Genomic DNA, 26,127 nt, shown 5'->3' with positions numbered 1-26,127 from the left:
TTCCGCTTCAGGCGGGAGGCTTTCCAGGCAAGCAGTGATTTGATAATAGAAAAAGCTGCTGGAAATAAATGATAAGATTTATTGGAGTGCAGCGGAGCGTAAGGTGGCGACTCCGGGACGATTAGTTGGAAGCTGAGACCCCGCAAGCCGCAGGCTGAGGAGGCTCAGCAACAACCGTCCGGAAAGCGTCCGCCTGAAGCGCAGCGGAACGGTAAAAGGGTGAGACATAAAGTTGTCTCACCCTTTTTTTTATCACTATAAATTCCAAATCTCATCCGCATACTGCTGTATTGTCCGGTCGCTTGAAAAGTAGCCGGAGCGTGCAATATTATGGATACTTGAAGTCAGCCAGCGCTTTCTGTCCTGGTACGCTGAAGATGTAAGCTCCTGGGCGCGGACATAAGCGTCAAAGTCCTTCAGCAGGAAATACTGATCATTTTCCATCAAAAGAGAATCAGCAATCATTTCAAAATCATAGAAGGTATCCGGGAAAAAGCCGGAAGTGAGCTGATCAATGATTTTTTTAATTCTTGGATCTCCATGATAGTAATCATAGGAATGATAACCGCCGTGCTTTTCATACTTCATGACTTCCTGGGCAGTCAGACCGAAAATAAAGATATGCTCAGGACCCGTCAGCTCTTCGATTTCCACATTGGCACCGTCCAGTGTCCCCAGTGTCAGCGCGCCGTTCATCATGAATTTCATATTACCGGTTCCGGAAGCTTCCTTACTGGCAGTAGAGATCTGTTCGCTGATATTTGTAGCCGGAATAATCTTTTCTGCAAGTGATACTCTGTAGTTTTCAAGGAAAACAACAGTTAGATAATCCTTCGATACTGGATCATGATTCACAAGGGCCGCAACTGAATGAATCAGTTTGATAACCTTTTTTGCATAATGATAACCAGGTGCCGCTTTTGCTCCGAAAATAAATGTCTGCGGGTGTGGCTTGAACGAGCTGTCTTCTTTCATTCTGTTATACAGGTGCATCACGTGCATAATGTTTAACAGCTGTCTTTTATATGCATGAAGTCTTTTAATCTGTACATCAAAAATAGAATCAGGATTTACTTTGATTCCGTTCTTTTCATGAATCAGGTCTGCAAGAATACGTTTTTTATCATGCTTAATCTGATCCACTTCATCCTGGAATGAAGCATCTTCAGCAAACTTCACCAGCTCATTCAGTTTACTTGTATCCTTGATCCAGTCCGTTCCAATTGCATTGTTGATCGCATTTGTCAGTTCAGGGTTTGCCTGAAGGAGCCATCTTCTGTGAGTAATCCCGTTTGTTTTATTGTTAAAACGGTCAGGATAAAATTCATGAAAGTTCTTCATTTCACGCATTTTAAGTATTTCTGTATGCAGTCTGGCTACGCCGTTAATACTGTGGCTGCCGACGATCGACAGGTGCGCCATTTTTACAAAGCCATGGGCAATGACTGCCATTGATTCAATGCGGTCCCAGTCGCCGGGATAGGCTTCCCAAAGCTCCTCACAGAATCTTCTGTTGATCTCTTCAATGATCAGATAAATCCGTGGGAAGAGCGGTCTGAACAGGTCGATGGACCATTTTTCAAGCGCCTCAGATAAGATGGTATGGTTCGTGTAAGAAATCGTTTCTGTTACGATACTCCACGCTTCTTCCCATCCCATTCCTTCCTCGTCCATCAGGATTCTCATCAGCTCAGGGATTGCAAGGGCAGGGTGAGTATCATTGATATGAATCGCCACATGCTCGTGCAGCTCAGTCAGGTCAGCGTGATCTTCTTTGTAATCACGGAGAATGCTCTCAAGACTTGCTCTCACAAGGAAATACTGCTGCTTTAATCTGAGGATCTTTCCTTCGTCAGACATGTCATCCGGATAAAGGAACTCAGAGATCTGCTCCGTGTCACGTTTATAATGCATATAATCCTTGTGAGGAGGGAAGTGCTTTGCAGGCTCCGCTCCCCAAAGGCGCAGCGTATTGACACGGTCTGTATCATAGCCGATGACAGGCATATCATAAGGGACAGCAAGAACGGTTTCTGCTTTTTCATGGGTAAAAATCATCTGACCATTTTTTTCTGTCCATTTCACTTCGCCCCAGTAAGGGACTTCAACAGCAAGGTCAGTTTTTCTTACTTCCCACACGTTCCCGTTACGCAGCCATTGTTCCGGAAGCTCAACCTGATAACCGTTTACAATTCGCTGTTCAAACAGACCGTGCTTATAACGGATACCATGTCCATGTCCTGCCATAGAGAGTGAGGCCATCGAATCAAGGAAGCACGCAGCAAGTCGGCCTAAACCGCCATTTCCAAGTCCGGCATCAGCTTCAGCATCCTCAAGATCACTGAGGTTAATCCCCAGATCAGTCAGACCGTCTTCCACAAGATCTTTTACTCCAAGGTTCACTAAAGAGCTGACAAGCAGCCTGCCAAGAAGGAACTCAATTGATAAATAATAGACTTCCTTATGGTCGCCTTTACGGGAGTCTTCATTCGAAGCAATCCAGTTCGTACTGACGTATTCCCGCACCATCATTCCCAGTGTCTGATACTGGTGCTGCGGGGTAGAATGTTCAAATGATAAACCGCTTGATTGTTCAAGCCGCTGTAAAAAGGCTGCTTTAAATGCTCTTTTATTCTGGAACATGCATTATTTCCTCCCTTGAAGTCTTTCATAAAGGTCATAATATTCTTTAGCAGAACGCGCCCAGCTGTAATCGCCTGACATCGCGTTTTTCTGTAATTTTGACCAGATCTTTTTGTCGTTGAAATGTGCCAGGGCACGTTCAACAGTATGCTTCATATCATGTGCATTGTATGCATTAAAAGTGAATCCGTTGCCTGTATGCTCCGTTTCGTGCCAGGAATGGACTGTATCGTTCAATCCGCCTGTTTCACGGGCAATCGGGATTGTCCCGTACTGCAGTGAAATCAGCTGGCTCAGCCCGCATGGTTCAAACAGAGAAGGCATCAGGAAGAAATCTGCTCCCGCATAGATCCGGTGGGCAAGTGCTTCACTGAATCCGATATAGACGCCCGTCTTTTCAGGGTATGCGCTTGCCAGATAATTAAAGTAACTCTCAAATTCATGGTCACCGCTGCCGAGTACAATCAGCTGCATATTCTGTTCGTTCAGTAACTCGTGCATCACACGTTTTACAAGGGACAGACCTTTTTGTTCCGTCAGTCTGGTGACCATCGCAACGATTGGTACATGTTCAGATACAGGAAGATTGAACTCTTTTTGCAGTGCTGCTTTATTGATTTTTTTATCTTTAATCGTTTTAAAAGAGTACGGCTTCTCAATATAGGTGTCTTTTTCCGGGTGATAGGAATCCGTATCAATTCCGTTAAGAATGCCGCTCAGTTTGAACGACTGATCACGCAAAAGACCATCCAGCTTTTCACCGAAGAAAGGCGTCTGGATTTCATCTTTATAAGTCGGACTTACCGTAGTCAGTGCATTCGCGCTTAACAGGGCGCCTTTCATAAAGCTGACAGCGCCGTAGAACTCAAGCTCCCCGGAAGTAAAATACTGATGATCCAGATTCAGCAAATCACCCAGCACGCTTTCAGGAAACAGCCCCTGAAACTGCAGGTTATGAATCGTAAAAACCGTTTTAATATTTTTATAAAAAGGATAAGTTCTGTATTGACGGTCAAGTAAGAAAGGAACCATTCCGGTATGCCAGTCATGAGCGTGAATCACGTCCGGCTTAAATGGAATTAGCGGAAGTGCGTCAAGCACGGCCCGGCTGAAAAATGCAAAGCGTTCGCCATCATCAAAATCACCGTATAAGGCATTCCGTTTAAAATAAAACTCATTATCGAGCAGGTAGTATGTAACGCCGTCATGCTTCAGTGTTTCAATTCCGCAATACTGACGTCTCCAGCCGACATTGACATAAAACGTTTTAATCTTTTTAGCTTTAGTGAGGAGTTCATCAGAGATCGTAGAATATTTCGGAAGCATCACACGGACATCTGCTCCCATTTTAATTAATTCTTTAGGAAGAGCCCCGGCGACATCGCCGAGGCCTCCTGATTTTGCAAATGGTGCACATTCAGATACCGCAAACAATACCTTCATTACTGCACCACCGCCGCTTCACGCACGCTGCCTTTGCGAAGTACAAGCGGCTGTTCAGCTGTTCCCTTTAATGAGGTGCCATCAAGCACTTTCACGTCTTTATCCAAAATAACGTATTCTAAAGAACAGTTTTTACCGATTTGTGACTTCTGCATGACAACACAATTTTTAACCAATGATCCTTCACCAATCTTCGCAGCTCTTGAAACAATACTGTTCTCAATGGTTCCGCGGATATCAGCACCGTTGGCAATCATCGCGTTACGCACCTGAGCAGTAGAGCTGTATTTGGTTGGCGGCTCATCCTTTACCTTTGTATAAATCGGGCGCTCCTGTGTAAAGAGCTGGCTCCATACATCATGACGCAGCAGGTCCATTGAATGCTTCAGGTAAGCAGGGATCGAATCAATGATCGCTGTATAATCCTTATGCTCATATGCACCAATCTTATAGTTATGAAGCGGCTGCTTCACAACATCTGATACACTGATGAACTGTGAGCGGCGTCTTGCTTCAATCAGTTCAATGAGCAGGGCTTTGCTGATTACATACATCTCAAGGGATTTCCCATTATGCTGAACCTCTGTAATATCATAATCATGGATTAAGTGTTCAGCTAATGCTTCTTCAAAGTCAATATTCGCAATGACATAGCTGCTCGCGATCACTACGTAGTCCTGATGACTGCGCTTGAAAAATTCAATATGCTGTTCAAGTCTTGAAAACGAGCCGATGCTCGTGGTTTCATTCGGTTCAAAGTAAGGAGGGAAAAAGAAGAGACCATCTCTCTTTCTATCCATATCCCAGTTTTTACCTGAACCGATATGATCCATTAATGAGCGGTACTGGTGCTTTGGAAAAATCGCGACGCTGTCTACGCCTGAATTCACCATATTTGATAATACAAAATCGATAAAACGATAGCGCCCTGCAAAAGGAATAGAGGCAACTGAGCGGTTCAAAGTAAGATCCTGAAGTCCGCCCATCACAGTGGCTGCATCAATAACTCCTAATAAACGACTCATGCCGTCACATCCTTTCTCAGCTTCTCAACGAGTTCTTTTGTAACAAGAATAATATCCTCATCTCCATTTTCCGGAGTGATGGTCACGCCATCAGGTACTTCAAGATCTCCAGGAACAATAGCGCGTTTGATCGTTACGTTCTTTCCAATTACAGCATCAGGCATAATGACTGACTCGTGAATATCAGCATGCTCCCCAACAGAAACGCCCTGGAAAATGACTGAATGAGAGACTTTACCCTCAATTACACAGCCTTCATTAATGAGAGAATCCGTTACCTCTGAAGTCGTCGCAAGATACTGCGGCGGCTGATTCGGGTTTCTGGAATAAATTCTCCATGAGTGATCAAACAGGTTCAGACCCGGATTCTCTTTTAGAAGATCCATGTTTGCTTCCCACAGACTCTTTACCGTACCAACATCCTTCCAGTAGCCTTCAAATGGATACGCCATCAAGCGTTTTCCTTCGTTCAGGAATAGAGGAATAATGTCTTTACCAAAATCGTGTGAAGAATTTTCATTCAGGTTATCCTGATCAAGATACTTCTGGAGAGACTTCCAGTTGAAAATGTAGATGCCCATTGATGCAAGGTTATTCTTAGGTTCTGCCGGTTTTTCATCAAATTCAAGAATCTCCAGATCATCATTTGTATTCATGATCCCGAAGCGGCTTGCCTCATCCCATGGCACTTCAATAACTGAAATCGTTGCTTCAGCTTCGTTCTGGATGTGATAATCAAGCATTTTTGAATAATCCATTTTATAAATATGGTCACCCGATAGAACAAGTACATATTCAGGGTCATACTGTTCAATATAATTCAGATTCTGATAGATGGCATTTGCAGTTCCGCTGTACCATTTCACACCGCTTGCTTCAGTGTAAGGAGGGAGCACGGTAACACCGCCGTTGCGTCGGTCAAGGTCCCAGGCACTTCCGATTCCGATATAAGAATTAAGAACCAGAGGCTGATACTGCGTGAGAACACCTACTGTATGAATACCTGAATTCGTGCAATTACTCAGTGTGAAATCGATAATCCGGTACTTACCTCCGAAAGGTACTGCCGGCTTGGCAATTTTCGTTGTAAGGGAATGAAGGCGGCTTCCTTGTCCTCCTGCCAGTAACATCGCTACACATTTTTTCTTAACCATCATGTCACACTCCTCTTTATTTTTTTGCCGGCTTCCAAATGGTGATGCCAAGCGGTGGGATCTTAATATCAAGAGACTGCTTTCTGTTGTGAATCGGATTTTCTTCAGTCAACGCTGTCTGGTTTACATGATTTGTTCCACCGAAGTCCTGCCTGTCACTTGAAAACACTTCTTCCCACTTTCCTTCAAATGGGGCACCAATCCGGAAATGGTCATAGCTGACATTAGTGAAGTTACAAATCACCATCAGCGTGTCGCTCTTTCGCTTGCCTCTTCTGACAAATGAATAAATACTCTGTTCTGCATTATCTGCATCAATCCACTCAAAGCCCTGCGGATCATGATCAAACTCATGTAAAGCCTTATGAGCCTGATAGAAATTCATTAATTCTTTAGTAAAAACGTCTGACTGGGCATGTGAATCGTAATCTTTCAGGAACCAGTCAAGACCTTGTACATATTTCCATTCATCAAACTGAGCAAATTCTGCACCCATAAACAACAGCTTTTTACCGGGGTGTGTGATCAGGTAGCTGAGCAGCAGACGCCACTGAGCAAACTTTTCCCAATATTCACCCGGCATCTTGTGAAGAAGAGAGCGCTTACCGTGTACCACTTCATCATGTGAAAGTGGCAGAATATAGTTTTCGGAATAAGCATAAACAAGTGAGAATGTCAGCTTGTGATGATGATGTCTGCGTTCAAATGGCGGGTACTCCATGTAATCAAGGAGATCATTCATCCAGCCCATATTCCATTTATAATTAAATCCGAGTCCGCCTTCATGAACGGGTTTTGTGACACCCGGCCAGTCAGTGGAATCCTCAGCCATCATCAGAAAGCGCGGGTTTTCGTTAAACACCGCTTTATTTAATTCCTGAAGAAATTCTGTTGCATAAGGATTGGCGGTTTCAGGTTCACTATTAGCCCAGTAAATAATATTTGCAACTGCGTCCACTCTCAGTCCATCTATTCTGAAAAAGTTCATCCAGTATAATGCGTTAGAGATCAGGAAGCTTCTGACTTCACCTTTTGCGAGGTTGAAGTTTGCCGTGCCCCACTCAAGGTTTTCCCGATCATTGAATGAATCATATTCATATAAAGGCTGTCCGTCAAACATATACAGACCGTGAGAATCCTTACAAAAATGTCCCGGAACCCAGTCAAGCAGGACACCGATATCCTCCTGATGACAGCGGTCAATGAAATACATCAGGTCATGAGGTGTGCCAAACCGGCTGGTAGGGGAGAAGTAGCCAGTCCCCTGATATCCCCATGAAGCATCCAGCGGGTGTTCAGTTAATGGAAGCAGTTCAATATGGGTGAACCCTCTTTCCTTTACATAAGGAATTAACTCATCCGCATATTCTCTGTATGTAAGGTAAGAACCATCTTCTTTTTGCTTCCACGAATTCAGGTGAAGTTCATATATAGCAAGTGGTCTTTCATAGATTGGTCTTCTTTTTCTGACACGCTGGCGATAAAGCTGATCGCCCCACTTATACCCCGATAGGTCATAAACAACAGAAGCCGTCTGTGGGCGCAGTTCAGAGTGGAAAGCGTAGGGGTCAGACTTCATAATCAGGTCGCCGCCAGCTGTGGTAATCGCGTATTTGTAAAGCGATCCTTCTAAATCCTGATCAATGAAACAAGTCCAGATTCCTTCATTATTAACCCGGGTCATTTCATATTTGCCTGGCTCCCAGTCAGTGAAGCTGCCAGTGACAGAGACTGACTTTGCATGCGGTGCCCACACAGTAAAACGTGTTCCGGTCACCTTCTTTTTCTGTTTAACCAGATGTGCGCCAAAAATAGCGTGTGAATTATAAAGTGTACCTTCATGGAAAAGGTGTATGTCAAAATCACTAATTGTATGATCCATGCGCGCCATCCTTTCTCAATAAATTCGTCTATACAATTTCAACATTACCATATAAAACTCCTTGTTTTGTCTAAAATTCGATAAAAATTTAGAAAATTCAGAAGTAAGCGCTTGCAATCATGACTTTTAACCTGGATTTTGAATGAAAACGGAAAATTTAATCAATTACTGGAAGAGGCTCACTCAATACTGCATAATTTTCCCTGAATCAATTGTGTTGAAACTTGCATTGATGATTTAGTTTAAATTGGTAGATTTGGCTCGTCTCGTGTTTATCTTTTGGGTGTACAAAGCAGGGGAGTGAACTGAAGGTCAATATCATTCGAATAAATGCTCTGTCTTTTGATGCATAAAAAAGCGGCTGGTCGATTTGACCAGCCGCTGCTAGGTGAATATTATTTATTCTTTTCTACTTCATGTACTTTTTCGAACTTGTCATAACCTTCACGTACAGGTTCACGAGAGTTAGCTGACATCAGGCTGACAACAATGATTGCAATCGTACTCAGGATAAAGCCTGGGATCATTTCATACAACCATCCGCTCAGTCCAAATACGTATACCCAAAGGATAACCGTAATTGCACCGGTAAGCATACCTGCAAGAGCGCCCCAGCGAGTCATACGCTTCCAGTAAAGTGAAAGCAGGATCGCAGGACCAAACGCAGAACCGAAACCTGCCCATGCGTTACTTACGATATCAAGAATCGTACTGTCAGAATCAAGTGATAGAATGATCGCGATTAAAGCGACTAATAGTACTGAGATACGTCCTACAAGTACAAGTTCTTTATCAGAAGCACTGCGCTTCAGGAATGTGTTGTAGAAATCCTCTGTCAGCGCACTTGATGTTACAAGCAGCTGAGAAGATACCGTACTCATGATTGCTGCCAGAATCGCAGCTAGTAAGAAACCTGAAATTAATGGATGGAACAATACCTGTGAGAAGAAGACAAAGATTGTTTCAGGATTTGCAAGTTCTCCTCCAGTATTTTCAATGTAAGCAACACCAGTTAAACCAGTAAATAGTGCACCAATGATCGCAACAATCATCCATGTCATACCGATACGGCGCGCACTCTTAAGTGACTTAACATCACGGATCGCCATAAAGCGGACGATGATGTGCGGCTGACCGAAGTAACCAAGACCCCATGCCATCAGACCTATAAATCCTAGGAATGTTGTCCCTTCAAAGAATGAAGTCAGCTGAGGATCAATACCGTTCAATGTATCGAACGTAGGTCCGACTCCGCCAAGCTCCATAAAAGCAACAATTGGTACAAGAATAAGTGCTACGAACATGATGACACCCTGTACAAAGTCAGTGATACTAACTGCCAGGAAACCACCGAATAAAGTATATGCAAGGACAACCCCTGCAGTTACAAATAGACCAAGTGTGTAATCCATACCAAATGCACTTTCAAATAATACTCCACCAGAAACCATACCTGAAGATGTATAAACAGTGAAGAAAATAATGATGACAATTGCGGATACGAAACGCAAAATCTTTGTATCATCTACAAAGCGATTCTCGAAAAAGTCAGGAATTGTAATTGAATCGTTTGCCACTTCCGTATAAGTTCTTAAACGAGGTGCAACTAAAAGATAATTTAAATACGCTCCAATGGATAAACCAACCGCAATCCACATGCCCGAGAGTCCGGATACATAGATCGAGCCTGGTAGACCTAAGAGCATCCACCCACTCATGTCAGATGCGCCGGCTGATAATGCAGTAACACCCGGCCCGAGCGTTCTGCCACCCAGCATGTACTCTGATAAATTGCCGGTCGATTTTTTATAAGCATAATAGCCGATCGCCAGCATACCGATGAAATATAATGCGAGAGATATATAAACCTCAAAGCCAATCTCTACAGCTTCCACCAAATCTCCTCCTTGTAAAATGAATTTTTTGTGTCAATTGTTTCATGACGCTTACAGTTGAATAACCTAACAAATAAATAACCGCTGTTCAAGTGATATAAACTGCGTCATACCGGCACAAATCGCTGTCATCCTATTAAGCACAAGGGATAGAGCGCGATTTTGAAAAGATTAAAGTAAAATAATTCTGAAAATTTAAACATACTTTATTCTAATCTGAAAACAGAAAAATTGGCAAGTAAAATCACCTGAAACGTTGATATATAAATGTTTGCGAATGGAATAAACATCCTGAAATGGAGGGTAAAAAAGGAATAATATGTGAATTGATGCACAAATAGATGACCTGAAAAGAGATATTTTGTACAATGGTTATATGATAAAAGAAAGGGTGAGAGTATGGCACAGGGAAAGAGTGTTGATGATTATATTCAGGAAGGAATATATGGTGCCAGAGAAACTTTGCCGGATGAAAGAAGAATATTTTTAACATCAATCAGGGAACGGGTGGAATTTGTACTGCTTCAAAACCAGGTGCGCGAATCAGATGTGTACCCTGAGATTGAGCAGGCTATTAAAAAGCACCGTAATCTGAAAATGTTCCTGAATGGAAATATGAATTACCGATTCTTATCAAAATATATTCAATTGGCTGACCGCTACAAAGTATCGTATCAGGTCGTAACCAATAAGGAACACAACTCTGAATACGGGCTTGTTCTTTCACATACAGAAGCTGTGGATAAACAAGAGGTTACGCTTCCGAAAAGGCATGCTGATAACGGCGCGGCTCCGTCTTTCTGGGACCGGCTGTTTCGCTCATAATGTGTTTCTTCTATTTTAATATGGATGATCTGGGTATTACGTACAGCATATGCAAAAATTGATAGTGCTGATCGGCAGGGTCCTTCAGGTAAAGTTGCCTGAAACCCTGCCTTTTTGGTATGATAAACAGTATTGTGAGTGTTCGAACATACACGGAGGTGAGTCACAATGACGAAAATTACAAAAGAAGAAGTAAAACACGTAGCTCATTTAGCAAGACTGAATATTGATGAGCAGGAAGCTGAGAAATTTGCAGACCAGCTTGGCTCAATCATCACATTCGCTGAGCAGCTGAATGAACTTGATACAGAAAATGTTGAACCAACAACGCATGTGCTCGATATGAAGAACATTTTGCGTGAAGATAAGCCTGTTGACGGGCTGCCGCGGGAGCAAGTATTAAAAAATGCACCGGATCACCAGGATGGACAGGTGAAGGTGCCGACGATTTTAGAGTAGGAGGGCAAAAAGATGTCTTTATTCGATCACAAACTGGCTGATCTGCATGATCTTTTACATAAAAAAGAGATTACAATTGCTGATCTTGTCCGTGAATCATATAAGCGAATTGAAGAAGTAGATGGAAAGGTACAAGCCTTCCTGACACTGGATGAAGAACGTGCACTTGCACGTGCTGAAGAACTTCAGAATAAAATGGGCACTGATGAAGGTCTTCTTTATGGAATGCCGATCGGTGTGAAAGACAATATCGTTACAAAGGAACTTCGTACTACAGCAGCGAGTAAAATCCTTGGAAACTTCGACCCGATTTACAATGCAACTGTTGCAGACAAGCTTCATGCAGCTGACGCGATCACAATCGGAAAGCTGAACATGGATGAATTTGCAATGGGATCTTCAACAGAGAACTCCCACTTTGCTAAAACGAGAAACCCGTGGAACCTGGACACTGTACCAGGCGGTTCTTCAGGCGGCTCTGCAGCAGCAGTTGCAGCCGGAGAGGTACCATTTTCACTTGGATCTGATACAGGCGGATCAATCCGTCAGCCGGCTTCATTCTGTGGTGTGGTTGGTCTTAAGCCAACATACGGCCGTGTATCACGTTTTGGTTTGATTGCATTTGCATCTTCACTTGATCAGATTGGACCAATTACAACGAATGTAGAAGATAACGCCTACCTGCTGGAAGCAATCGCAGGACTTGACCCGAACGATTCAACATCTGCTAATGTTGATGTACCTAAATACCGCAGTGCACTGACTGGGGATATTAAAGGACTGAAGGTCGCTGTACCTAAGGAATACCTGGGTGAAGGCGTCAGTGAAGAAGTGCGCCAGTCTGTCCGTGAAGCGCTTAAAGTACTTGAAGGACTTGGTGCAACAATTGATGAAGTATCACTTCCACATTCAAAATATGGTGTGGCAACTTATTACCTGCTGTCTTCTTCAGAAGCGTCAGCGAACCTTGCGCGTTTTGACGGCATCCGTTATGGCTACCGTGCTGAAAATGCGGAAAACCTGATTGACCTTTATAAAAAGACGCGTGCAGAAGGCTTTGGCGATGAGGTAAAACGCCGTATCATGCTTGGAACTTATGCGCTAAGCTCAGGCTACTATGATGCTTACTATAAAAAGGCTCAAAAAGTACGTACATTAATCAAACAGGACTTTGAAAAAGTGTTTGAGGACTATGATGTCATCGTAGGACCTACAACACCAACTCCTGCATTTAAGATCGGCGAGCAGATTGATGATCCGCTGACAATGTATGCAAATGATATTCTGACAATCCCTGTGAACCTTGCAGGTGTACCGGGCATTTCTGTGCCTGCTGGACTTTCTGAGGGCGGGCTTCCACTTGGTCTTCAGATCATCGGAAAACACTTTGATGAAAGCACTGTATACCGTGTGGCGCATGCATACGAACAGGCAGCAAATCACAACATGAAGCCGGAACTGTAGGAGGGAGAAGACATGACAAACTTTGAAACGATTATTGGACTTGAAGTACACGTAGAGTTAAAGACTGATTCAAAAATGTTCTCTCCTGCACCTGCGCATTTCGGTGCGGAGCCGAACACAAATACAAATGTTGTAGACCTTGGCTACCCGGGCGTACTGCCTGTCATCAACAGACGCGCAGTTGACTGGGGAATGAAGGCAGCAATGGCACTGAACTGTGAAATTGCTGAGCATACAAAATTTGACCGTAAAAACTATTTCTATCCGGATAACCCGAAAGCGTATCAGATTTCACAATTTGATCAGCCAATCGGTGAACACGGATGGATTGAAATTGAAGTAGACGGCTACAAAAAGAAAATCGGTATTACACGTCTTCACCTTGAGGAAGACGCAGGTAAACTGACGCATACAGACAAAGGCTATTCACTTGTCGACTACAACCGTCAGGGTACACCACTAATTGAAATCGTATCTGAGCCGGACCTGAGAACACCGGCGGAAGCATACGCATACCTTGAAAAAATCAAATCAATCATTCAGTACACTGGCGTTTCTGACTGTAAAATGGAAGAAGGATCACTTCGCTGTGATGCAAACATCTCACTTCGTCCGGTTGGACAGGAAGAATTCGGTACAAAAACTGAACTGAAAAACCTGAACTCATTCAACTTTGTTAAAAAAGGCCTTGAGTTTGAAGAAAAGCGCCAGGAAGAAGTGCTGCTTTCAGGTGGATCAATCCAGCAGGAATCACGCCGCTTTGACGAGTCTACCGGCAAGACGCTATTAATGCGTGTAAAAGAAGGCTCTGATGACTACCGCTACTTCCCGGAACCTGATCTTGTATCAATGGTAATCGATGAAGAGTGGAAGGAAAGCGTACGTAAAACGATCCCTGAGCTTCCGGATGCACGTAAAAAGCGCTATGTAGAAGACCTTGGTCTGCCTGCATACGATGCCATGGTACTGACGCTCACAAAAGAAATGTCTGATTTCTTTGAGCTGACACTTGAGCAGGGTGCTGATGCAAAGCTTGCTTCGAACTGGCTGATGGGTGAAGTATCTGCATATCTGAACGCTGAGCAAAAAGAGCTTGAAGATACTGCACTGACGCCTCAGGGCCTTGCAGGCATGATCAAGCTGATTGAAGATGGCACAATTTCATCTAAAATCGCGAAAAAAGTCTTCAAGGAACTGATTGAAAAAGGCGGAGATCCTAACAAGATTGTAAAAGAAAAAGGTCTTGTACAGATTTCTGATGAAGGTCAGCTGCTTGGTTTTGTTACGGAAGCACTTGATAACAACCCGCAGTCAATTGAAGATTTCAAAAATGGTAAGGACCGCGCAATTGGTTTCTTAGTTGGTCAGATTATGAAGGCATCGAAGGGACAGGCTAACCCGCCGATGGTTAATAAGCTGCTGATGCAGGAGATTAAGAAGCGATAATGTTAGTTTTGGGAGAAGCGCACTTTTGTGGTGCGTTTCTTTTTTTTGGCGTGTAGCGTTTGGATGATGAGTGTTATGTGCGGCGGAGTTAATAGCAATGCGCTGACGTGTGGCCCATACAGGAGGGAATTCATGCAGCTTTTTAAATTTATCGATCAGCTTTGGACTTAATTCTATCAGCAATCAGATGAATTCTTTCAGCGGCCTGTTAGCGTTGGATTATTCCATCATCTTTTGAAATGATTCAATCAGCTCCAGAAATTATTACCTCACCTTTTCCGATTTTCCACCGTCCGGGCATTACACCTATATCCAGACTCCGGAACATTCCTCAGGCAATTCACTCGAATTAAAAATCCAACTATGAGATCCTGAAAGTCGAGGTGATCAACATGACAAACTTAAACGAATGGTTTGTAAAAGGACTGACTGCTGAAGCGTATCAGCATCAGATGGAATCTCATAAGGAAAATATGGCGAAAGTATATGAACAATTTTCTGTACCGGCAGAGAATGACACATTTCTGGAACAGCTGAAGGATCAGAACCTGCGTGCGATTGTGATTACAGAAGACTGGTGCGGAGATGCAATGATGAATAACCCGATTCTCCTTAAAATGGCTGAACGTTCAGGTATTGATGTGAGATTTATTCTGAGAGACAGCAATCTGGAGTTGATGGATCAGTATTTAACAAACGGTAAATCAAGAGCCATCCCGATTTTTATCTTTATCGATCAGGATGGAAATGAAGTTGCGAAGTGGGGACCGAGAGCTGATAAAGTTCAAGCCTTTGTGGATGAAGCCAGATCAAATCTTCCGGCAAAAGAGGATCCCGCATTTAAAGATGGCCAGCAGCTGATGATTAAACAGCTGACAGCCGCTTATACAGAGAGAGAAGATTTCTGGTCAGAAGTATACGAGGAACTGAAAAGCAAGCTGACTATGGTAAAATCCGTTAAATAAAGGTATGATGAGAGTAAGCCTGACTTCAGGGCTTATTCTTTTTTGTTTACATACAATGAAATGTGATTATAATTTTATAGTATGCTTAATTTATAAAAGGCAGGCTGAATATGATGAAACGAGCTAGAATTATTTATAATCCGACTTCAGGACGTGAGATTTTCAGAAGGCACTTACCTGAAGTATTAATGAAATTAGAACAGGCAGGTTACGAAACATCCTGTCATGCCACAACATGCGCTGGTGATGCGTCAGCTGCGGCAGCAGCGGCTGCTGAGCGCGGCTTTGACCTGATCATTGCTTCAGGCGGGGATGGCACGCTCAATGAAGTCGTAAATGGACTTGCTGAAAAGCCGAACCGTCCAACTTTAGGACTCATTCCAATGGGCACGACAAACGATTTTGCACGCGCGCTTCATATTCCGAGAGATATTGAGGATGCGGTGGATATTATTATAAAAGGTGATACGATTCCTGTTGATGTTGGCAGAATGAATGATAAATATTTTATTAATATTGCCGGCGGCGGCCGATTGACTGAACTGACTTATGAAGTGCCAAGTAAGTTGAAAACAGTGCTTGGTCAGCTGGCTTATTACTTAAAAGGCATTGAAATGCTGCCATCATTCAAACCGACAAATGTCCGGATTGAATATGACGGAAAAGTGTTTGAGGGAGAGGTTATGCTGTTTTTGATCGGGCTGACAAACTCAGTCGGCGGATTCGAAAAACTGGCACCGGACTCTTCGATTAATGACGGGTTATTCACGCTGATGTTCCTGAAGAAAACCAATATGGCTGAAACAATCCGCGTTATCTCACTCGCACTTCGCGGAGAGCATCTGCATGATCCGCATCTTGAATATGTAAAAGCAAATCATATTAAAGTGACTTCAAATGAAACGGTTCAGCTGAATCTTGATGGAGAGTTTGGCGGGTTACTGCCCGCAGAGTTCCAGAACCTGTACCGTCATCTGAATGTATGTGCACCACTTGATAAGCTGCGCAAAGAAGACCGTGTGGATGAGGATCAGAATGTGGTATTAAAGAACAGTCTGATTGACGAAGAAGATGAGATCAGAAGCGACCAATAAAAAATGCCTGACGGCTTATAACCCGTCAGGCATTTATCGATTATTGAATCTGCTCCAGCCAGTCCACTGCATTATCCATATCAGCTGCAAGCTTAGAAGCTTCTTCGATCGGACGCCATTCAAAATGGAACCTCAGTCCATCATCTTTGCCGTCACTTTCCACTGTATAATCCCACTCATTTTCCACAGGACGCTTCAATGCAAGGTGGAAGTAATTACGCTCATAATACTTTGAGCGATCCTCTGAATAATACATCTGTTTATGGAGTTTACCCTGTAATTGAAGTTCGTCTCTCTTCAAGCCGGTTTCTTCTTCAATTTCGCGATAAAGTGCATCAATCAGCAGTTCATCGTCTTCAACGCCGCCACCAGGTACCTGGAGGCCAGCTTGTGGATGGTCCTTATGGGAAAAGACAAGCAGTTCAGTCTTGCCATCATTCTCCCGCGTAATATACGCAAGTACTTTTTGTTTTACGATCTGTCCCATATCGCTTCCTCCTTAGTTAGAATTTTTTGAATAAAAAGAATAGTTTCTCTATTCTACACACCAATAATCAAAAAATCAAGGTTATTTGGGTAATTTAATATATACCCCTTATAGGTTATGGTTAAACCTATAAGGGGTTTCTTCTTTAAATAAAGAAATGCTTCACTTAGAAACGCAGAACCTTTCCGTGGAGAACTGTGCTTTCTGCGGGACGAACGCTTAGGCCAGACAGAAGAGCGCTGCCTTCCGGGGTCTTTCCAGATCGTTTTTCCGCAGGAGTCTCCGTTCGCCACTAGAAGGTCCAGTTAAGATGCCATTCTGAAGTTAACTGTTATTTTAAGTATACGGGTAAGAAGGGATAATATATGCTACAATAATGGGCAGCGATTCTAACGAAGAGGGCGATAAATAATGACGAAAAAGCAGGCATTACCTGTTAAGAAAAATGATATTGTAACAGTGACAATAGAGGATTTAACTCATGAGGGGCATGGTGTTGGAAAAGTGGACGGGTATCCGCTGTTTATTCCATTAACCCTCCCTGATGAATTGGTAAAAGTAAAAGTACTGAAAACGACGAAAAATTTCGGTTTTGGAAAGCTAATTGAACTTGAGTCTGTCAGTGAGCATAGAACAGAACCACCTTGCCCTGTGTATGACAGATGCGGCGGTTGTCAGCTGCAGCATTTCAGCTATGAGGGACAGCTTGCTGCAAAACAGAAGCAGGTGCGGGATGTGCTAGAGCGGATTGGAAAAATCAAAGATGTCCCGGTTCACCCGACACTGGGTATGGAAGATCCGTGGCGCTACCGGAATAAGAGTCAGATTCCTGTGGGCACTGAGAGCGGACGTGTTATTGCAGGCTTTTACGCGACGAGAAGCCACCGGATTGTTGATACGGATGTGTGTCTGATCCAGGAGGAAATCAGCGATCGTGTGATGAATATCGTCAAGGAAGAAGCGGACCGCTTTGGTATACAGCCTTATGATGAAGAACGCCATAAAGGTGTGCTGCGTCATGTGGTAGTAAGATACGGCAGGACTTCTGGTGAAGTAATGGTTGTGCTGGTAACAAGAACGAAGCACCTGCCTCACGCTGAGGACTTAACGGCTGTATTGCGTGAAAAAGTACCGGGTCTGAAATCAATTGTTCATAACATTAATGATCAGCGTACAAATGTGATTCTTGGAAACAAGGGGCAGACAATCTGGGGCAGTGATGTCATCTACGATTCAATTGGTGAAGTGAAGTTTGCGATTTCAGCACGCAGTTTTTATCAGATCAACCCTGTGCAGACAGAGGTGCTGTATCAGAAAGCACTGGAATATGCGCAGCTGACAGGGGAGGAATCGGTGATTGATGCATATTGCGGCATTGGAACGATTTCACTCTTTTTAGCGCAGAAAGCGAAAAAAGTGTTTGGCGTTGAGATTGTCAAACAGGCAATTGAAGACGCGAAAGCAAATGCTGAGCTGAATGGTTTTACAAATACAGAATTTGAAGCGGGTCCTGCTGAAGAAGTCATTCCTGCATGGCACAAAAAAGGTAATCAGGCTGATGTCATTGTTGTGGATCCGCCAAGAAAAGGCTGTGATCAGGCACTGCTTGATACGATGCTTGCGATGAAACCGAAACGTATCGTGTATGTATCATGTAACCCTGCGACGCTTGCGAGAGACCTTCGCATTTTGGAAGACGGTGGATATAAGACGCAGGAAGTGCAGCCAGTTGATATGTTTCCTCAGACGAGTCATGTTGAGTGTGTGGCTTGGCTTGAAATAAAGGAATAAGAAATTGTGATTAACACAGGTAGCTCTTAATTTAAGGGTACCTGTGTTTTTATATGTTTTATCATTTTAATAGGTGTTCCATTAACTGTTAATGTATATTTAAGAAGAACTTTTAAAAATTAAATCAAACTGGCTTTGTTAGAAAGTTGACTTAGATAAAATTAATCGGAATCAGTTATTAACTATTTCATAGTTGTAAAAGAATCTGAAGCTTCAAATCCATCATGCTTAAAATTAAAATGAATTGGAGTGATCATTATGGTTAATTTTTTTGATGAAGAAGAATTTGATAGGAAATTTGAAGAAGAGATGAAAAACTCCAGTGAACAATTAGAAGAAAGTATTATTTTCGCTATGGTAGGGGATATAAACACGGGTAAGTCCTCTACAATTAATCAAATAGTCGGGTATGAGTGTGCACCTACCGGCTCGATGCCGGGATATACGACTGAAATCAAGAAATATACATATCAAGACAATGAAAATATCATTTTTGCTGATACCCCTGGTTTAGACGACATTGAAAAGAAGAATTCAGAGGAAACATTAAAATTTTTTAAAGAAGTAGATGTCATTTTGTTCTTTTTAAATGCTGCTGGTACCGTTTTCTCTGAAGGTGAGAAAAAGTATTTCAGTTTGATCAAGAAGCATAATAAAAATATTTTATTTATTCTCAATAAAATTGATGCTGCAGAAGATATAGATTCTCTAGTACAGTACGTACGTAATCATTCTGACTCAAAATTTAAAGTTGTACCTATCTCATCAAAGACTGGGCAAAATATTGAACAATTAAAAGCAGAGATTGTGAATATTTTAGCCACAAAAAAAAAGGATCTTCTATTCGCAAAAAGCATAAGAGAAAAATCTTCAATCGCAAATAAGTGGATCAATTCTGCAGTAGCTTCTGCTGCAGCTGTAGGAGCATCGCCAATTCCCGGCTCTGATATAGTACCAATAACAGGTATACAAGTAGCATTGATGGTCAAACTGGCTACTATTTATAATAAGCCTCTTTCAAAAGACAGAGCTAAAGAATTGATCATTGCCACTTTAGCTGGGAATATAGGTAAAAGTTTATTTAGACAAGTAATAAAAGTGGTTCCTGGCGCTGGAAGTGTTGCAGGTGCAGGAGTGGCTGGAGGTTTAACACTGGCTTTGGGACATGGATTAAAATATGCTTACGAAAATGATATTGAAGTTGATGTCGAATTTCTGAAAGATTTTACTAGGAATTATAATCCGGATAAATAAATAATGAGTAAAGAAAAGCGAGTGATTGAGCTGTCACTTGCTTTTGGTTATTTATAAGTAAAAATAGATAATCATAAATGTGTTCATGGAAGTAAAAATTCAAAGAAATAATAAGTATGCGGTAAACTGGGAAATTCCAATAAAGCTGCTGCAAACTAAAAGAATTAACTGATCAAAGTGGGGGAGAGATGAAAGCATGCCTTTTACGATTATCAGACAGGACATCACAAAACTGGAGGTTGACGCTATTGTAAATGCGGCTAACACTTCACTGAAAATGGGAGGGGGTGTCTGCGGGGCCATTTTTAGAGCGGCAGGAGAGGTGGAGCTTCAAGGGGCATGTAACAGACTTGCTCCAATTCAGACAGGTGAGGCTGTAATTACTGAAGGATTTAATCTGCCTGCTAATTATATTATTCATGCAGCTGGTCCGGTCTATCGGCACTCAGATAAAGAGAATAGTAAACGTAATCTACACTCTGCATACATTAACTCTTTAAAAATCGCTGTTGAAAATAAGTTTGAAAGTGTGGCGTTTCCCCTGATTTCAAGCGGTATATATGGTTACCCGAAAAACGAAGCGCTTCAGGTGGCAACTGACGCAATTAAGGAATTTCTGGCTGATCATGATATCAGTGTCATGCTTGTAATTTATGATAAATCTGCATTTAATATCAGCAAAGAGTTGCTTGGATCTGTGGAAAGTTACATTGACGAAAATTACGTAGAGAAACAAACGCTTAAGAGGAGGGAATTGCTTGATGTAGAGGAAAAGGATCTATACACGCTCAGTGAAAGTCATTTAAATTATGATGATATCGCAGATGCAATGCGCTCTCCTATAGAAGATTTTGTCGACAATCTGGATGAACCATTCTCGACTGCAATTATCAGACTGATCGATTCTAAAGGAAAGACAGATGTTGAAGTATACAAGCGGGCCAATCTTGATAGAAGACTATTCTCGAAAATCAGAGCAGGTAAGGGTTATGAACCAAGCAAGCGTACCGCAATAGCGCTTGCAATTGGATTAGAGTTAACGCTTAATGAAACAGATGATCTTTTAAGGCGTGCCGGTTTTGCATTGTCTCGCAGTCAAAAATTTGATGTGGTTATTGAATATTTTATTAAAAACGGCAAGTACGATATTTTTGAAATTAATGAAGTCCTTTTTGAATACGACTTACCAACTCTGGGAGTTTAGAGAATACATATCAGAATAAATTACAGTTATTTATATTAATAAACAAAGTAAATGTCGCTTCCAAAGCGACTAATTTTATAAAGAAACTTGTTACCCTTAAGTCATAACAAGACTTGAGGAGGATATTAAGATGAAAAACGATTTAACCGAACTAGTGTTTATACTTGATAAAAGTGGATCAATGGGAGGCTTGGAATCTGATACGATTGGCGGATACAATTCAATGCTTGAAAAACAGAAGAAGATTAAAGGTGAGTGTAATATTACAACGGTTTTATTTGATCATCATTATGAACTTCTTCATGATCGCATAAGTGTTAGCAAAGTAAATACAATGACTGAAAAAGAATACCAGGTTGGTGGGTCTACAGCGCTTCTTGATGCTGTCGGAAGAAGCTTACACAAGATGATCAGTGTACAGAAGCTTTCTGATGGTAAAGATCGTGCAGACAAAGTGATGTTTGTCATCGTTACCGATGGAGAGGAAAATTCAAGCAGTGAATATTCAGCTGATCATATTAAGACACTCATTAAACAACAGAAAGAAAAACATGGTTGGGAATTCATTTTTTTAGGAGCAAACCTTGATGCAGTAAAAACTGCAGAAAGATACGGAATATCATCCGACAGAGCAATTAATTATCTCGCTGATCATGAGGGAACACAACTAAACTATAAAGTAATGTCACAGGCAGCTGCATCTTTCCGGGAAGAAGGGGTAATGGATGAAAGCTGCTTAGATGAAATTCGAAAAGATGTTAAACAGCGCAGAAAACAACTTTAAAACTCCCAGTTTTCAATTCCATGTCCTTTGAACAATTCTGTCAATATGGTTGCCTTTTCCAATTTTAAAATAGATAACGGGTAATGATTTTTTCCTGGTTTCGAAGCTTTTTAACTAGTATGGAAATTGTTAAAACATACCGATGGAGTGGAGTAATGAATTAAAGAGAGGAATATAGAGACTATCCCCATTGATCGTGTGAAATTTCACAATATATAATCTTTATGATTTCATATTGTGTAAAAGTTCTTCCTTATGATAAAGTGTCAAAACAAACTTCATATGAGTTCCTTATATAACGATGGTAATATGGACCATCAGTCTCTACCTGGCAGCCTTAAATTGCCGGACTATAAGGAAAGTTATTCTATGCATGAAAAGTGTATGGGGCTTTCTTTATATTGGGAGAAAGTCACATACACTTTTTTATTTTTTCCTATAAGTGGTCTGACATCATACGACCGTATAAAAATATAAGCAATCATTGAAGTGTACACATCATTGGGAGGTATATTGCTTTGAATTTTATTTTTGGTTTATTTTCTTTAATCGGAGTTCTGTTTTTGGCGTGGTTATGGAGCAGCAAGCGCTCTGCGATTAATTGGCGCACGGTTATGATAGGGATTGTCCTTGAAATCCTGCTTGTTTTGTTCGTTTTGAAAGTTCCTTTTGGACAAGCCATGCTGAATAATGCGGCATTAGGTGTTCAGAAGGTGATTGATTATAGCACGGAGGGAATCATGTTCGTCTTCGGAGGTTTTTATGAGGAAGGGACCAACATCACTTTCGTTTTCGCGATTAATGTCCTCGGTGCGATCGTTTTTATTTCGGCGCTAATTTCTGCACTCTACTATTTACGCATCATTCCATTGTTTGTAAAGTATATCGGAATTGGACTTGGAAAAATTTTAGGTACAACTAAGGTGGAATCGTTCAATGCGATCGGCAACTCCTTTTTAGGCCTGGTGGAAGCCCCGCTGTTGATCAAACCTTATCTGATCAAATTGACCCGATCAGAGGTTTTTGCTGTGATGGTTGGCGGAACCGCGTCGGCAAGTGGAGCAATACTGATAGGGTATTCTTTAATGGGAATAGATATGAAGTTACTGCTTCTTTCCGTTTTCAGTGTGCCACTTGTTTCGCTCATCATTGCCAAAGTGATGGAGCCTGAAACAGAGGAATCCCAGACAAATGGCGATATCTCGTTAGGAAAAACTACGCATGCGAATGTATTCGAAGCAATTGCAGATGGTGCATTGAACGGTACAAAGCTGGCCATCAATATTGGAGGACTCCTGATTGCTTTTATCGGGATCCTGGCACTGATTAACGGTCTGCTTGGTCTGGTGAACACAGAGCTTTCCACTATTTTTGGCTATATCTTCTATCCTTTAGCGGTACTGATCGGGATTCCGATGGATGAAGCATTTAAAGCAGCATCTATTATCGGCACTAAGCTCTCTGTTAATGAGTTTGTCGCGTTCAGCGAGCTGTCTTCAATCATGGATGATCTTTCACCAAAGACAGTAGCCATTTTAACGGTTGCGCTATGTAACTTTGCTAACCTGTCATCTATTGGACAGTTAATTGTAGGATTAGGTTCCCTCGAGCCTAGCCAGCAGAAGACTGTATCCAAATTAAGCTTTAAAGCCATTGTGGCGGGCACCCTGGCAAGTTTTATTACAGCGATTATTGTTGGCATCTTTTTATAAGAACCATAAGGTAATGGATGCAATATGAACTGTATTTATGGTGAAAACCGGTCATCAACATGATTAAATGTCGCTCTATATGTCGAGTTGATATAAAATCATGATAGGGCTTATCTGGTAAGAAAGATTAGATTCTTATATGATGTGTCCGGGATCGATGATTAAAGAACAGGAGATTTAAATGAATAATTACAAATTAACCATTCAGTATGACGGCGGGCGTTACAAGGGCTGGCAGCGGCTCGGGAACAGCGATAACACGATTCAGGGTAAAATAGAAAATGTATTAACAGAACTGGCTGGAGAAAAGATTGAAATCATTGGTTCCGGCAGAACGGATGCAGGTGTCCATGCCCTTGCACAAATCGCTAATTTTAAAATGCGTAAACAGGCAACGGAAGATGAAGTAATGAAGTATCTAAACAGGTATCTTCCTCATGATATCAGTGTGACTGATGTGACACTTATGCATGACCGTTTCCATTCACGCTATAATGCGAAGGATAAAACGTATTTGTATAAAATTTGGAACGAGCAGTATACCCATCCCTTCATGCGGAAGTACAGCATGCATGTAGAAGAAAAGCTTGATATCGAAAAGATGAGAAAAGCATCTCAATACTTCCTTGGTGAGCACGATTTTACATCCTATTCCAACGCAAAGTCCAAGAAAAAATCCATGGTGCGGGAAGTATACTCACTTGAGATAGGGGAAAACGCCGGTTTTATCGAAATTAAAATCCGGGGCAACGGCTTCCTTTACAATATGGTGAGAAAAATTGTCGGAACTTTAATTGAAGTTGGATCAGGAGAAATGGATCCTGCTTCAATTCCTGGCATTCTTGAATCAAAAGAAAGAATCCAGACAGGCCGCATGGCTGATGCAGAAGGGTTGTATTTGGAGAAGGTCGGTTTTTAGATCATGCAGATCTGAGTCCAAACAAGCTCCTGATTAATAAAATGATTTTAAAGCATTCACTCAAATGAAGTGAGTGCTTTTTTATATCATTCATTCTATCGTACATACATTTTCATGAAGGACAATAAAATTTAAAAATGTATTTGCCGAGCTGGTGATTGGAGCGTAAGGGGGCGAATCCTGTGGCAGGAAGGGACGTGTGAGGCCATGAGAAGCCTGCGAGCTCACCGCCCGGCAGCGAAGTCCCCCTGAAGCGGAAATCACCAGCCAGCTTCAAGAAAGCCCAGAAATAAGATATGCAGTGCAGTATATTTCAGGAAGGTGATCAATTGAAAAAACTCAATCCGGATAAGTTGAATGTTGAATTCAGACCTGGTGTGACGATGACTGAACCGATAATAGGCAGGAAATATACATTAACTCACTCCGACATCACTGCAGACCTTTTCCTTACGATTGGTCTGCAATTTGCTTATGAAAAGATTAATGTCATGAGGGATGAAGTGCTGGCGGAATGGAGGATGAATAATGGATTTCCGTATCTATACGTATATGTATATGTGGACGGAGAATTTGGCCCTGCAGTTACGGCAGTGCGTGATGCCATTTTCAGGCGTGAACTGCCTTTAGCTTTGGAGGCAATCAGGTATGGAGATCGAACATTCTTTGCAGCTCATTCAGAACTGGACAACGCACCAATTTGGATTCATTTTGATTCAACAAATCCACTGTATAACAAATTTGAGAACTGGGGGACTCCTGGTGACTATCAATAAATTGATTTTGATCTAAAAATATCCTGGATTGCGACGATTCAAATGTCTGCCTTCAGGGTTTTTTTATTATCTCATATTCCTTCTGTATGTCCCTTTGCTGCTTATATTTCTATTAATTAATAAAAATTTATTGATTATCAATAAAAATATATTTATAATCAAATCAAAACAAATGAATTTCAAATCGGAAGGTGATGGGGAAATGAATCAATCAGCAGGCATTTCACATATTGCAATTATCATGGATGGAAACGGACGTTGGGCAGAGAGAAGGGGGCTTTCACGGACTGATGGTCATCTTGAAGGGGTATCGGCGGTGGTGAGAATTGTAAAGAGAGCGTCTGAAAGAAACGTGAAGTTTTTAACACTCTATACGTTTTCAGCGGAAAACTGGAAGCGGCCGCAAAAGGAAGTTGAATTTATTCTGCAGCTGCCAAAGAAGTTTCTGTTTCAATATCTTCCTGAGTTAATGAGAAATAATGTAAAGATCAACATACTTGGAGACCTGCAGCAGCTACCTTACAGCACCCGTGAGGCATTAAAGCATGCAGTGAAAAAGACTGCAAAAAATGATGGGTTACAGCTTAATTTTGCGCTGAATTATGGCGGGAGGCAGGAAATTCTTAAAGCCTTTGAAACCATGAAAGAGGAAGGCATTGCGTTTACTGAAGAATCTGTTGAGAGGTACCTTTATACAAATCAAATGCCGGAACCTGATTTGCTGATCAGAACAGGCGGGGAGAAAAGGCTGAGTAATTTTCTTCTGTGGCAGATGGCTTATACGGAATTTTACTTTTCTGATGTGCTGTGGCCTGATTTCTCAAATGAGGAATTTGATAAGGCACTCAATGAGTTCAATGTGAGACACAGACGCTTTGGGGGATTGTAAGCAGAAAAGGGGGTGG

General features: G+C 41.9%; 21 protein-coding genes and 1 riboswitch. Of the genes, 14 read left to right on the top strand and 7 right to left on the bottom strand.

Going from position 1 to position 26,127, the window contains the following annotated elements; genetic code table 11:
* Nucleotides 1-255: 255 nt before the first annotated feature.
* The 6 genes from UFB30_RS14675 to putP form a co-directional block, all read right to left on the bottom strand.
* Nucleotides 256-2,643, bottom strand: a complete 2,388-nt coding sequence (locus UFB30_RS14675; protein ID WP_322422449.1) for a glycogen/starch/alpha-glucan phosphorylase — start codon at nt 2,641-2,643, stop codon at nt 256-258.
* Between the two features lie 3 nt (nt 2,644-2,646).
* A complete protein-coding gene (gene glgA, locus UFB30_RS14670; RefSeq protein ID WP_322422448.1) occupies nt 2,647-4,086 on the bottom strand; it encodes a glycogen synthase GlgA in 1,440 nt (479 codons plus the stop codon).
* Nucleotides 4,086-5,111 carry a GlgC family sugar phosphate nucleotidyltransferase gene (locus UFB30_RS14665; RefSeq protein WP_322422447.1) on the bottom strand — a complete coding sequence of 342 codons (1,026 nt, stop codon included), beginning with the start codon at nt 5,109-5,111 and terminating at the stop codon, nt 4,086-4,088. Before UFB30_RS14665 ends, glgA begins: the two co-directional genes overlap by 1 nt.
* Nucleotides 5,108-6,265: a glucose-1-phosphate adenylyltransferase gene (locus UFB30_RS14660; RefSeq protein WP_322422446.1), complete on the bottom strand. Its 1,158-nt coding sequence runs from the start codon at nt 6,263-6,265 to the stop codon at nt 5,108-5,110. The genes UFB30_RS14665 and UFB30_RS14660 overlap by 4 nt, the downstream gene beginning before the upstream one ends.
* 16 nt (nt 6,266-6,281) lie before the next feature.
* Nucleotides 6,282-8,147 (bottom strand): 1,4-alpha-glucan branching enzyme, encoded by a 1,866-nt coding sequence (glgB, locus tag UFB30_RS14655; protein WP_435390897.1) that lies wholly within the window; start codon nt 8,145-8,147, stop codon nt 6,282-6,284.
* Nucleotides 8,148-8,542: 395 nt separating this feature from the next.
* Nucleotides 8,543-10,027, bottom strand: coding sequence for a sodium/proline symporter PutP (gene putP / locus UFB30_RS14650; protein ID WP_322422477.1), 1,485 nt, complete (start codon nt 10,025-10,027; stop codon nt 8,543-8,545).
* Between the two features lie 414 nt (nt 10,028-10,441).
* Between putP and UFB30_RS14645 the strand changes: the two genes are divergently transcribed.
* The 6 genes from UFB30_RS14645 to UFB30_RS14620 all read left to right on the top strand — a co-directional run bounded on the left by UFB30_RS14645 (nt 10,442) and on the right by UFB30_RS14620 (nt 16,295).
* Nucleotides 10,442-10,867: a YueI family protein gene (locus tag UFB30_RS14645; protein ID WP_322422444.1), complete on the top strand. Its 426-nt coding sequence runs from the start codon at nt 10,442-10,444 to the stop codon at nt 10,865-10,867.
* 168 nt (nt 10,868-11,035) lie between these two features.
* On the top strand, nt 11,036-11,326 hold the full coding sequence (gene gatC, locus UFB30_RS14640; RefSeq protein WP_039807881.1) for an Asp-tRNA(Asn)/Glu-tRNA(Gln) amidotransferase subunit GatC: 291 nt from the start codon (nt 11,036-11,038) through the stop codon (nt 11,324-11,326).
* A gap of 12 nt (nt 11,327-11,338) precedes the next feature.
* The gene (gene gatA, locus UFB30_RS14635; RefSeq protein WP_322422443.1) at nt 11,339-12,790 is read left to right on the top strand and encodes an Asp-tRNA(Asn)/Glu-tRNA(Gln) amidotransferase subunit GatA; all 1,452 of its coding nucleotides are present in this window, start codon (nt 11,339-11,341) and stop codon (nt 12,788-12,790) included.
* Between the two features lie 12 nt (nt 12,791-12,802).
* The gene (gene gatB, locus UFB30_RS14630; protein WP_322422442.1) at nt 12,803-14,236 is read left to right on the top strand and encodes an Asp-tRNA(Asn)/Glu-tRNA(Gln) amidotransferase subunit GatB; all 1,434 of its coding nucleotides are present in this window, start codon (nt 12,803-12,805) and stop codon (nt 14,234-14,236) included.
* 392 nt (nt 14,237-14,628) lie between these two features.
* On the top strand, nt 14,629-15,201 hold the full coding sequence (locus UFB30_RS14625) for a thioredoxin family protein (RefSeq protein WP_322422441.1): 573 nt from the start codon (nt 14,629-14,631) through the stop codon (nt 15,199-15,201).
* A gap of 113 nt (nt 15,202-15,314) precedes the next feature.
* Nucleotides 15,315-16,295, top strand: coding sequence for a diacylglycerol kinase (locus UFB30_RS14620; RefSeq protein ID WP_322422476.1), 981 nt, complete (start codon nt 15,315-15,317; stop codon nt 16,293-16,295).
* A gap of 40 nt (nt 16,296-16,335) precedes the next feature.
* On the opposite strand, the gene UFB30_RS14615 is transcribed toward UFB30_RS14620, so the two are convergent.
* Nucleotides 16,336-16,782 carry an NUDIX hydrolase gene (locus UFB30_RS14615; protein ID WP_322422440.1) on the bottom strand — a complete coding sequence of 149 codons (447 nt, stop codon included), beginning with the start codon at nt 16,780-16,782 and terminating at the stop codon, nt 16,336-16,338.
* Between the two features lie 411 nt (nt 16,783-17,193).
* On the opposite strand from UFB30_RS14615, the gene rlmD reads away from it, so the two are divergent.
* The 8 genes from rlmD to uppS all read left to right on the top strand — a co-directional run bounded on the left by rlmD (nt 17,194) and on the right by uppS (nt 26,111).
* Nucleotides 17,194-18,573 carry a 23S rRNA (uracil(1939)-C(5))-methyltransferase RlmD gene (rlmD, locus tag UFB30_RS14610; protein WP_322422439.1) on the top strand — a complete coding sequence of 460 codons (1,380 nt, stop codon included), beginning with the start codon at nt 17,194-17,196 and terminating at the stop codon, nt 18,571-18,573.
* A 258-nt stretch (nt 18,574-18,831) separates the two neighbouring features.
* Nucleotides 18,832-19,827: a YcjF family protein gene (locus UFB30_RS14605; RefSeq protein ID WP_322422438.1), complete on the top strand. Its 996-nt coding sequence runs from the start codon at nt 18,832-18,834 to the stop codon at nt 19,825-19,827.
* Between the two features lie 196 nt (nt 19,828-20,023).
* Nucleotides 20,024-21,031, top strand: a complete 1,008-nt coding sequence (locus UFB30_RS14600; protein ID WP_322422437.1) for a macro domain-containing protein — start codon at nt 20,024-20,026, stop codon at nt 21,029-21,031.
* A gap of 130 nt (nt 21,032-21,161) precedes the next feature.
* Entirely contained in the window at nt 21,162-21,815 is a 654-nt protein-coding gene (locus tag UFB30_RS14595) for a vWA domain-containing protein (protein ID WP_322422436.1), read from the top strand.
* Nucleotides 21,816-22,086: 271 nt separating this feature from the next.
* Nucleotides 22,087-22,188, top strand: a riboswitch (purine riboswitch).
* A 190-nt stretch (nt 22,189-22,378) separates the two neighbouring features.
* Nucleotides 22,379-23,527, top strand: coding sequence for a NupC/NupG family nucleoside CNT transporter (locus UFB30_RS14590; protein WP_322422435.1), 1,149 nt, complete (start codon nt 22,379-22,381; stop codon nt 23,525-23,527).
* Nucleotides 23,528-23,708: 181 nt separating this feature from the next.
* A complete protein-coding gene (truA, locus tag UFB30_RS14585) occupies nt 23,709-24,446 on the top strand; it encodes a tRNA pseudouridine(38-40) synthase TruA (protein WP_322422434.1) in 738 nt (245 codons plus the stop codon).
* Between the two features lie 329 nt (nt 24,447-24,775).
* Nucleotides 24,776-25,222, top strand: a complete 447-nt coding sequence (locus UFB30_RS14580; RefSeq protein ID WP_322422433.1) for a staygreen family protein — start codon at nt 24,776-24,778, stop codon at nt 25,220-25,222.
* Between the two features lie 202 nt (nt 25,223-25,424).
* A complete protein-coding gene (uppS, locus tag UFB30_RS14575; RefSeq protein WP_435390896.1) occupies nt 25,425-26,111 on the top strand; it encodes an undecaprenyl pyrophosphate synthase in 687 nt (228 codons plus the stop codon).
* Nucleotides 26,112-26,127 lie beyond the last annotated feature (16 nt).

It is taken from the genome of Jeotgalibacillus haloalkalitolerans, assembly GCF_034427455.1.
GTDB classification, from domain to species: domain Bacteria; phylum Bacillota; class Bacilli; order Bacillales; family Jeotgalibacillaceae; genus Jeotgalibacillus; species Jeotgalibacillus haloalkalitolerans.
The sequence above is the reverse complement of the archived record's forward strand: the minus strand, read 5'-3'. Positions and strand labels throughout refer to the sequence as shown.